2 protein-coding genes are annotated in these 11889 nt (G+C 70.7%); both read left to right on the plus strand.

From position 1 onward, the window contains the following. The coding region (locus ACH4DX_RS35675) for an amino acid adenylation domain-containing protein (RefSeq protein ID WP_398158149.1) at window positions 1-9870 on the plus strand (9870 nt) is incomplete at its 5' end. Further along, a partial coding sequence (locus tag ACH4DX_RS35680) for a condensation domain-containing protein (protein ID WP_398158150.1) occupies window positions 9870-11889 on the plus strand: 2020 nt, incomplete at its 3' end. The genes ACH4DX_RS35675 and ACH4DX_RS35680, both read left to right, overlap by 1 nt.

Raw genomic sequence — 11889 nt, forward strand, 5'->3', positions numbered from 1 at the left:
GACGACAGCTTCTTCGACCTGGGTGGCCATTCCCTGCTGGCGACCCGCTTGATCAGCCGCATCCGCACCCGCCTGGGGGTGGAACTGCCGCTGCGTGTCCTCTTCGAGGGGCCCACCGTGGTCCAGCTCGCCGAGCGGATCGAGGCCGACGGCGCGGCCGCTCGTGTCGCGGTGTCGCCCGCCGCACGCCCTGCGGAGGTGCCCCTGTCGTTCGCCCAGCGTCGGCTCTGGTTCCTCAACCGATTCGAGGGCTCGGCCACCTCCACGTACAACTTGCCCATCACGCTGCGACTGACCGGCACCCTGGACCGGGACGCGCTCGCCGCCGCGCTGCACGATGTGGTCGCACGTCACGAGAGTCTGCGCACGGTCTTCCCCGAGGGCACTGACGGCACCCCCTTCCAGCGCGTCCTCGACGTCGACCGGGCCACCGTGCGGCTGGACGTGCTCCCCGTGACTGCCGCCGAACTGCCCGCGCGTATGGCCGAGGCCGCGGGCTGCGGGTTCGACCTGACCGACGGACTGCCCCTGCGAGCTTGGCTCTTCACGCTCGATGACACCACGCACGTGCTGTCCGTCGTGCTCCACCACATCGCCGGTGACGGCTGGTCGATGGCACCCCTGGCGCGCGACCTGGAGGCCGCGTACGTGGCGCGTATTGCCGGCCGGGCCCCGCGGTGGGAACCGCTGCCGGTGCAGTACGCCGACTACGCACTCTGGCAGCGCGAGCTGCTCGGCGACGAGCGCGACCCCGACAGCCTGCTCAATCGTCAGCTCGCCTACTGGAAGACCCAACTCAGCGACCTGCCTGATCAGTTGACGCTCCCCACGGACCGTCAGCGCCCCGCCGTCGCTTCGTATCGCGGTGACAGCGTGACGTTCACGCTGGACGCCGAGCTGCATGCACGCCTCGCCGACCTGGCCCGTAAGTCCGGCGCGAGTGTGTTCATGGTGATGCGGGCGGCGTTCGCCGCGCTGCTCTCGCGGCTCGGGGCCGGGACGGACATCCCGATCGGCTCGCCGATGGCCGGGCGCACGGACGAGGCGCTCGACGATCTCGTCGGGTTCTTCGTGAACACGCTCGTGCTCCGCACCGATTTGTCCGGCGACCCGACCTTCCGCGAACTGCTCGACCGGGTCCGCGAGACCGACCTGGCCGCGCACGCGCACCAAGACGTGCCCTTCGAGCACCTCGTAGAGGTGCTCAACCCGGTCCGGTCGATGGCGGCGCACCCGCTCTTCCAAGTGATGCTGGCCTTCCAGAACGTCGAGGAACCACAGCTGCGGCTCCCCGGCCTCACCGTCGCCCCCGAACCGGCCGCCGCCCCGGCCGCCCGCTTCGACCTCTGCGTCTATCTCGACGAGTCGCGCACGGACACCGGCGCCGAGGCGGGCCTCGCGGGCGTACTGGAGTTCGCCACCGACCTGTACGAGTGGGACATGGCCGAGGAACTGGTGGCCCGTTTCGAGCGTGTCCTGCGCGGTGTGGTCCATGACCCGGACCGGCCCGTCGCGGCCCTCGACGTACTGGCGCCCGAGGAGCGGCGGCGGATCGTCGAGGAGTGGAACAGCACCGACACCCCGGTGCGGCAGGCGCCCCTGTCGGTCCTGTTCGAGGCGCAGGTGGCGCGCACCCCGGACGCGACGGCCGTGGTCCACGGGGACATCGAACTGACCTACGCGGAACTCAACGCCAGGGCCAACCGGCTGGCTCGCCTGCTCGTCGAGCAGGGGGCGGGCCCGGAGCGGCTCGTCGCGCTCGCCCTGCCCAGGTCCGTCGACCAGGTCGTCGCGGTGTACGCCACCGTGAAGGCCGGCGCGGCCTACCTTCCCGTGGACCCCGAATACCCGGCCGACCGGATCGCGTACATGCTCGACGACGCGCGCCCCGTGTGCATCCTCACCGCGGCCGACACCATGGACCTGCTGCCGTGCGACCTGCCCGTCCTCGTCCTCGACGATCCAGGCCTTCGTGCCTCGCTCGCCGACCGGCCCGCCACCGACCTGGGCGACGCCGACCGGGCCGCGCCGCTGGAGCTCTCGCACCCCGCATACGTGATCTACACCTCCGGCTCCACCGGCCGCCCCAAGGGCGTACTGATCCCGCACGACGCCATCGTGAACCGCCTCGCGTGGATGCAGGCCAAACATCCACAGCGGGCCGGCGACCGCGTCCTGCAGAAGACGCCGACCGGCTTCGACGTCTCCGTCTGGGAGTTCTTCTGGGCCCTGCAGGTCGGCGCGACCCTGGTAGTCGCCGATCCGGGCGGGCACCGCGACCCCGCGTATCTCGTCGAGGTCATCCGCGCCCAGCGGGTCACGACGCTGCAGTTCGTGCCGTCCATGCTCGCCGTGTTCCTCGCGGAGCCGACCGCCTCCACGTGCACGACGCTGCACACGGTGATCCTCGGCGGCGAGGCCACCTCCCTCGAACTCGCGGAGAAGTTCCGCGAGACCCTGGACTCGGGCCTGTTCAATCTGTACGGCCCCACCGAGGCGTCCATCGACGTCACCCGCTGGGTGGTCCGCCACGAGCCCGGGGCCCCGAGTGTGCCGATCGGCGCGCCCGTGTGGAACACCCGCGCCTATGTCCTGGACGAGCGGCTGCGGCCGGTCCCGGCGGGCGTGCCCGGCGAACTCTACGTATCCGGTGTGCAGTTGGCCCGCGGCTATGTGGGCAGGCCTGGGCTGACCGCGGACCGGTTCGTCGCGAACCCGTACGACCCCGCTGGGCGGCGCATGTACCGCACCGGGGACCTGGTGCGGTGGCGGGCCGACGGGAACATCGAGTTCCTCGGGCGCACCGACTTCCAGGTGAAGATCCGCGGCTTCCGCGTGGAGCTCGGCGAGGTCGAGTCGGCCGTCGCCGCCCACCCGGCCGTCGCACAGGCCGTCGTCACCGTCCACACAGGCGAGGGCCACGACCCTCGCCTCGTCGCGTACGTCGTCCCCGCCGCTGGCACCACCGTCGAACCGGCCGACCTGCGACAGTTCGTGGGCGCCCGGCTGCCGGAGTACATGGTGCCCGCCGCTGTCGTCGTCCTGGCCGCGCTGCCCGTGACCGTTAACGGCAAGCTCGACCGCAAGGCCCTGCCGGTCCCCGACTTCTCCGCCGCCCCGCACGGCCGTGCACCGCGCACCGCGCACGAGGACGTGCTGTGCGGACTGTTCGCCGAAGTCCTCGACCTGGACCGGGTCGGCCCCGAGGACAGCTTCTTCGACCTGGGCGGCCACTCGCTGCTCGCCACCCGCCTGGTGAGCCGGGTCCGCACGGTGCTCGGCGTGGAGCTGCCGCTGCGCGCCCTGTTCGAGGCGCCGAGCGTGGCAAGGCTGGCCCGCCGCCTCGCCGACGCCGACGGCGCCCGCGTCGTGCTGACCCGCAGGACCTCCACGGCGGACCTGCCCCTGTCCTTTGCCCAGCAGCGGCTGTGGTTCCTCAACCGTCTCGAAGGCGCCGAGGCCGCCACATACAACATGCCCATCGCGCTGCGCCTGACCGGCGCCCTGGACCGCGACGCCCTAGCGGCGGCGCTCGGCGACGTCGTCGCCCGCCACGAGTGCCTGCGCACGGTCTTCCCCGAGGACCCCGACGGCACCCCCCGGCAGCGGATCGTTGACCCGGCCGACGCCGGCGTTGAGCTTCCGCTGACCCGGGTCACGGAGGCGGTGCTCTCCGAGGCCCTGGCCCGGGAGACCGCCCGCGGCTTCGACGTCACCGTCGAACTACCGCTGCGCGCCCAGCTGTTCGCGATCGACGACACCACGCACGTCCTGTTCGTGGTGCTCCACCACATCGCGGGAGACGGCTGGTCGATGGCGCCGCTGGCGCGGGACGTCGCAGAGGCCTACGAGGCGCGGGCCGACGGCCGCGCCCCGGAGTGGGAGCCGCTGCCGGTGCAGTACGCCGACTACTCGATCTGGCAGCGGGAGTTGCTCGGCGACGGCTCCGACCCCACGAGCGTGCTGGGCCGGCAGGTCGCGTACTGGACGCACCACCTGTCCGGAATCCCCGAACAACTGGAGCTTCCGGCGGATCGGCCCCGCCCCGCCGCGGCCACCCACCGCGGCGCCCATGTGCCCGTCCACTTCGACGCACGGCTCCACCAGGACCTCACCACTCTCGCGCGCGAGAGCGGCGCGAGCGTCTTTATGGTGGTGCAGGCGGCATTCGCGGCGCTCCTGTCGCGCCTAGGCGCCGGCACGGACATCCCGATCGGCTCGCCGGTGGCGGGCCGCACGGACGAGGCGCTCGACGACCTAGTCGGCTTCTTCGTCAACACGTTGGTGCTGCGCACGGATGTGTCCGGTGCCCCCACCTTCCGCGAACTGGTCGAGCGCGTACGGGAAGCCGACCTGCGGGCCTACGCCCACCAGGACGTGCCGTTCGAGCACCTCGTGGACGTCCTGAACCCCGTCCGCTCCCTGTCGAGGCACCCGCTGTTCCAGGTGATGCTGGCCTTCCAGAACACCAGCCCCCCTCGCCTCGAACTCCCCGGCCTCGTCCTCGCCAGCGAGCCCGCAGAACTGGAAGCGGTCAAATTCGACCTGTCCGTCAGCCTCAACGAGTCCTTCGACGCGAATCGCCGTCCTGACGGCATCACCGGCGAACTCACCTACTGTGTCGATCTGTTCGACCGCGACACCGTCGACGGCATCGCCCGCCGGTTCGAGCGCCTGCTGCGTGCGTTCGTCACGGATCCGGAGCGCCCGGTGACATCGGCGGAGCTGCTGTCGCCGCGCGAGCGGCGCCTGGTCCTTGACGAGTGGAGCGCGGGGGCGGACGGCGAGCCCTTGACCGGGCCCTGCGGTGACTTGGCGGCGGGCGCCACGGCGCTCCACCTGTTCGCCGAGCAGGTGGAGCGGGTGCCGGACGCCATGGCGGTCGAGTGCGGGGACGACGCCCTGTCGTACGCGGAACTGGACGCGCGGGCCGAGCAACTGGCGCGGGTCCTCGTGGCCCGGGGAGTCGGGCCCGAGCGCGCGGTGGCGGTGGCGCTGCCCCGCTCGGCGGAGTTCGTGGTGGCGATGGTGGCCGTGTGGAAGGCGGGAGCGGTCTTCCTGCCCGTCGACGAGGAGTATCCGGCGCGGCGCATCGCCCTGATGTGCCAGGACATGCGGCCGGTGTGCGCGGTGACGACAGCCGGGACGACGGCGCCGCTGCCGAGCGGCCTGGCGCGTGTCCTCGTGGACGAGCAGATCGCCGACACGGCCGGCACGGCTGACCTGGGCGACACGGGCAGCTTCGGCCCGCGCCCGCAAAACGCGGCGTACGTCGTCTACACCTCCGGATCGACGGGCCAACCGAAGGGCGTGGTCGTTGAACACCGTTCGCTGACAGCCTACTTAGGCTGGGCGAGGGCGGCCCACCCGGAGGCGTCGGGCGTGGTGGCCTGGCAGTCACCGGTCACGTTCGACATGACGGTGGCGTCCGTGCTGTTGCCCCTGGTGTCGGGCGGACGTGCCCGAGTGACCGACCTGCTGCGGACACCGGAGGCCTCGGACCCGGCGCGCCGGCGCCAGGCCCCGACTTTCATGAAGGCGACGCCGAGCCACGTACCGCTGCTGTTGACCCTGCCGGACGAGTTCTCGCCGACGGCCGAACTGGTCCTGGGCGGCGAGGCCTTGGCCGGATCGGACGTGACGGAGTGGCGCCGCCGCTACCCGCAGGTCCACGTCGTTAACGCCTACGGGCCGACCGAGACGACCGTGAACGTCACCGAACACCGCGTGAGCCCCGGCGAGGCACTGCCGCCGTCCGGAGTGCCGATCGGCCGCCCTCAGGGCGGTACCCGTGCCTTCGTCCTGGGCGGAGGGCTGCGCCCGGTGCCGGTCGGCGTGGTCGGCGAACTCTACGTCGCTGGGGCTCAGTTGGCCCGTGGCTACGCCGCGCGCGCCGCCGTCACGGCGGAGCGCTTCGTGGCCTGCCCGTTCACGGCTGGCGGCGAGCGCATGTACCGCACCGGCGACCTCGTAAAGTGGCGGATGGACGGCACCCTCGCCTACGTGGGGCGCGCGGACGCGCAGATCCAGCTGCGCGGTTTCCGCATCGAACCCGGCGAGATCGAAGCCGCCCTCACCCAGGATCCGGACATCGACCACGCCACGGTCCTGCTGCGCGAGGACCAGCCGGGGGACAAGCGCCTCGTCGGCTACGCCGTCCCCGCACCCGGCACGGCACCGTCCCCCGACGCCGTCCTGAAGTCCCTCGCCGGACGCATCCCCGACCAGATGGTCCCGGCTGCGGTCGTGGTCCTCGCCGACCTCCCGTTGACCGCCCACGGCAAGCTCGACGTCCGGGCCCTGCCCGCCCCCGACCTCAAGGGCTTGCGAGGGGGAGCGGGCCGCGCGCCCCGCGATGGCCGAGAGGAAGTCTTGTGCGCGGTCTTCGCCGAGGTGCTCAGCGTGGAGAAGGTCGACATCGACGACGGCTTCTTCGACCTGGGTGGCCACTCGTTGCTCGCCACCCGCGTGGTGAGCCGGGTCCGCACGGTGCTCGGCGTGGAGCTTCCGCTGCGCGCCCTGTTCGAAGCGCCGAGCGTCGCCCGGCTCGCGGAGTGGCTGGCGGAGGCCGGCGAGGCGCGGGTGCCACTGGCTCCCATGGACCGCCCCGCCGAGGTCCCGCTGTCCTTCGCCCAGCGCAGGATGTGGTTCCTCAACCGCTTCGAGGGCGCCGAGGCCGCCACGTACAACATGCCCGTCGCCCTGCGGCTCACCGGCGAATTGGACCGCGAGGCGCTGGCGGCGGCGCTGCGGGACGTCGTCGTCCGGCACGAGTCGCTGCGCACGGTCTTCCCCGAGGGCGCGGACGGCGTCCCGTTCCAGAAGATCCGCGAACTCCACGAGATCACCGATGGCGAGGGTGCCTGGCTGGCCCTCGACGTGACCCCGGTGACGGAGGAGCACCTCCAGGATCTGGTGATGGAGCAGGTCGAGCGAGGCTTCGACCTGACGGTCGACGTCCCGCTGCGCGCCAGGCTCTTCACCCTGGCCGAGGACGTGTACGTGCTGGTGGTCGTCCTGCACCACATCGCGGGCGACGGCTGGTCGATGGCACCGCTGGCGCGTGACGTCGCGGAGGCGTACGAGGCACGGGCCGAGGGCCGCGCTCCCGAGTGGGAGCCGCTGCCGGTGCACTACGCGGACTACGCGCTGTGGCAGCGCGAGCTGCTCGGCGACGAGTCCGAGTCGCACAGCTTGCTGGCCAGCCAGCTCGCGTACTGGAAGCGGCAACTAGCTCTCCTGCCCGACCAGTTGGAGCTACCCACGGACCGCCCCCGCCCGGCGGTGGCGTCCTTCCGAGGCGAGGTAGTGGCCTTCGAGGTGGCCCCGGAGATCCACGCGGGCCTGGCCGAGCTGGCCCGGGAGTCGGGTGCGAGTGTGTTCATGGTGGTGCGGGCGGCGTTCGCGGCGCTGTTGTCGCGGATGGGCGCGGGGGCGGACATCCCGATCGGTACGCCGATCGCGGGGCGTACGGATGAGGCGCTGGATGACCTGGTCGGGTTCTTCGTGAACACGCTGGTGCTGCGGACCGACCTGTCGGGTGACCCGACGTTCCGTGAGCTGGTGGAGCGGGTGCGTGAGACGGACCTGGCGGCGTACGCGCACCAGGATGTGCCGTTCGAGCACCTCGTGGAGGTCCTCAATCCGGAACGCTCGATGTCGCGTCACCCGCTGTTCCAGGTGATGCTCGCCTTCCAGAACAACGAACAAGCCGTCCTCGAACTGCCCCGGCTCACCCTCACCGGAGAACTCGCGGAGACCGCGTCATCCAAGTTCGACCTCCTCCTCAGGATCACCGAGCGGGAGGCGAACGCCGGAGGCATGGACTGCCTCTTGGAGTTCTCCACCGACCTGTTCGACCGGGGGACGGTCGAGGGGTTGGTGGAGCGGTTCGGCCGTGTGCTGGCCGGTGTTGTGGCTGATGTGAATGTTCGCGTGAGTGGGCTGGAGGTGCTATCGGACGTCGAGCGGCGTGAGCTGCTGGAGGTTCGCAATGCGACCGGGGTTGAGGTTGCGTGGGTGTCGTTGCCGGCGGGTTTTGAGGCGCAGGTGGCGCGGACTCCTGAGGCGACGGCGGTCGTGTTCGAGGGTGTGGAGCTGTCGTATGCCGAGGTGAATGCGCGGGCGAATCGTCTGGCGCGTTTGTTGGTGGAGCGGGGTGCTGGTCCGGAGCGTGTGGTGGCGTTGATGCTGCCGCGTTCGGAGTGGTTGCCGGTGGCGTTGCTGGCGGTGGTGAAGTCGGGGGCGGCGTACGTGCCGGTGGACCCGGCCTATCCGGCTGAGCGCATCGACTACATGCTCCAGGACGCCGATCCGGTGTGTGTGCTGGGCCCGGAGGAGACGCTGGCGCGACTGCCCGACGAACTGTCCGGTCGGGGCGTCGAGGTCACAGGCGAGGCGGTGTCCGGGTACGCGGATGCCGATCTGTCCGACGCGGAGCGCGGCGGTGTGCCGCTGCGGCCCGAGCACCCGGTCTATGTGATGTATACATCCGGGTCGACAGGACGGCCGAAGGGGGTGGTGTTCCCGGCGGGCGCGATGGTGAACTTGCTGGCCTGGCACGGTGAGGTGCTGTCCGGTGGGGTGGGTAAGCGGACGGGTCAGTTCGCGGCGCTGGGCTTTGATGCGGCGGCGCATGAGATGTTCTCGGCACTGTGGTCGGGCAAGACGCTAGTGGTGCCGCGGGATGAGACGCGGCGGGGCGCGGCGGAGCTGGTGCGCTGGTTCGCCCAGCACGAGGTGGGCGAGCTATTCGCGCCCATGCCGATGGTGGAGGCGGTCGCCGAGGCGGCGGCGGAACTCGGTCTCAGTTTGCCCGAGTTGACGGATGTCGCCCAGGCCGGTGAAGCGCTGGCGCTGCATGGTCCGGTGCGGGAGTTCTTCGCGTCGGTGCCGGGTCGGCGGCTGCACAACTACTACGGGCCGACCGAGACCCACGTGGTGACGGCCCTGCCGTTGGGGGGCGATCCGGCGGAGTGGCCGGTGCTGCCGTCGATCGGCACCCCGGTGGCCAACAGCCGTGTCTACGTACTCGATGAGTGGTTGCGCCCGGTCCCGGTAGGTGTGGCGGGCGAGCTGTACCTGGCTGGTGCGCAGCTGGCGCGCGGTTACCTCAATCGTCCGGGTCTGACGGCGGAGCGGTTCACCGTCGACCCGTTTGCGGGTCCGGGTGAGCGTATGTACCGCTCCGGTGACCTGGCCCGCTGGCGGGCTGACGGGACGGTCGAGTTCCTGGGCCGCGCGGACTTCCAGGTCAAGATTCGTGGCTTCCGCGTGGAACTCGGTGAGGTCGAAGCAGTCGTCGCCTCGCACCCGGATGTCGCCCAGGTCGTGGTCGTGGCCCGCGAGGACCAGCCCGGCGGCAAGCGCCTCGTCGCCTACGTAGTCCCGTCGAACACCGACTCCACCGAGCAGGTCCGCGACACGGAGCTGGTGAACAGGGAGATGCGCCGCTACGTCGGTGAGCGGCTGCCGGAGTTCATGGTCCCGGCGGCGGTCGTGGTCCTGGACGCCCTGCCCCTGACGGCGAACGGCAAGCTGGACCGGCGTGCCCTCCCCGCCCCCGACTACGCCACGGTCGCGGCGTTCCGCGCGCCTCGCACGGAACGTGAACGCGCCCTGTGCGAGATCTTCACCGAAGTGCTCGGAGTGGAGCGCGTCGGCATCGACGACAGCTTCTTCGAGCTGGGCGGACACTCCCTGCTCGCCACCCGCCTGGTCAGCCGCATCCGCACCCGCCTCGGCGCCGAGCTGCCACTGCGCGCCGTCTTCGAAGCACCGAACGTGGCCACGTTGACCGAACAGCTGGGAACTGCACAGAAGTCGCAGCGGCCCGCACTGCGGCGCATGCCGCGCCCCAAGGAGAACTGATGATTCCTCTGTCTTTTTCCCAGCGTCGGCTCTGGTTCCTCAACCGGCTCGAGGGCACCGCGGCCGCCACGTACAACCTGCCCGTCACGCTGCGTCTGACCGGCACTCTGGACCGGGACGCGCTCGCCGCCGCGCTGCGGGACGTCATGGAGCGCCACGAGTCGCTGCGCACGGTCTTCCCCGAGGGCCCCGAGGGCACCCCGTACCAGCGCATCCTCGACACGGACCATGCCTGGGCAGGGATGGACTCCGTGTCGACGAGCGAAGGAGAGGCTGAGCTCGCCGCCGCCGCGTCGGCCTTTCGGGGCGAGGGCTTCGATGTCACGGTCGACGCCCCCATGAGGGCCCGCTTGTTCGTGCTGAGCGAGGACGAGCACCTCTTGGTGGTGGTGCTGCACCACATCGCCGGTGACGGCTGGTCGATGGCGCCGCTGGCGCGGGATGTGGCGGAGGCGTACGAGGCGCGGGTTGGTGGTGGCGCTCCGGGCTGGGAGCCGCTGCCGGTGCAGTACGCCGACTACGCGATGTGGCAGCGGGAGCTGCTGGGCGACGAGGACGACCCCAACAGTCTGGTGAGCCGCCAAATTGCCTACTGGAAGGGCAACTTGACCGGTCTGCCGGAGCAGCTGGAGCTGCCCGTGGACCGAGCCCGGCCCGCCGTCGCGACACACCGGGGCGACAACGTCGAGTTCACGCTGAACGCCGCCGTGCACCATGGTCTCGCCGCCCTGGCGGGGGAGTCAGGCGCGAGTGTGTTCATGGTGGTGCAGGCGGCGTTCGCGACGCTGCTGTCGCGAATGGGCGCGGGGACGGACATTCCGATCGGCACGCCGGTGGCCGGGCGTACGGACGAGACGCTGGACGACCTGATCGGCTTCTTCATCAACACCCTCGTGCTCCGGACGGACCTCTCCGGCAACCCGACGTTCCGTCAACTGATCGATCGTGTACGTGAGGTGGACCTCGACGCCTACGCACACCAGGACGTCCCCTTCGAGTACCTGGTCGAGGTGCTCAACCCGGCCCGGTCCATGTCGCGCCACCCGCTCTTCCAGGTGGCGCTGGCGTTCCAGAACCAGAGCAGGCCCGATCTTCAACTGCCCGGCGTCGCGCTGAGCGTCGAGCCGAACGACAGCGCCGCTGCGAAGTTCGACCTCTCGCTGGGGCTCTCCGAGCGGTTCGATGGTGACGGTATGCCGGCGGGTCTGGAGGGTGATTTCGAGTTCGCCACGGATCTGTTCGACCGGGTGACAGTCGAGGGATTGGTGGAGCGGTTCGGGCGGCTGCTGTCCGCCGTGGTCGACGCCCCTGACCGCCCGGTCGGGGAGCTGGAGATCCTGTCCGGCGCGGAGCGCGATGGCCTGTTGTCCGGTTGGCAGGGGGAGCGGGTTGAGGTTCCGTGGGTGTCGTTGCCGGTGGCGTTCGAGGAGCAGGTTGCGCGGACGCCGGAGGCGACGGCGGTGCTGTTCGAGGACGTTCAGCTGTCGTATGCGGAGCTGAATGCGCGGGTGAATCGTCTGGCTCGGGTCTTGGTGGGTCGGGGCGTGGGACCTGAGGGGCTAGTGGCGTTGGTGCTCCCGCGTTCGCCGGAGTTGTTGGTGACGATGCTGGCGGTGTTGAAGGCGGGTGCTGCGTACGTTCCGGTGGATCCGAAGTACCCGGCCGAGCGCATTGCGTACGTCCTGGGTGATGCCGCCCCCGCCGTGGTGATCACCGACGCGTTCGTACGAAGCGTCGTGCCGGAGAACCACCAGGTGCTGCTCCTCGAGGACATCGCGGATGCGGTGGCTTTGGAGTCGGGTGCGGATGTAGGGGATGAGGAGCGGAGCTGTGCCCTGTCGCCGTCGCACCCGGCGTATGTGATCTATACGTCGGGTTCGTCGGGGCGGCCGAAGGGTGTGGTCGTCGGGCATGCAGGGGTGGTGAATCTGGCGCGGGATCACATCATGCGTCTGGGGGTAGACGGCGGAAGCCGTCTGCTGCAGTTTGCGTCGCCGAGTTTTGACGCTGCGGTGGCGG

Origin of the sequence: Streptomyces sp. NPDC017940 (genome assembly GCF_044328435.1) — a bacterium.
Taxonomy (GTDB): Bacteria; Actinomycetota; Actinomycetes; order Streptomycetales; family Streptomycetaceae; genus Streptomyces.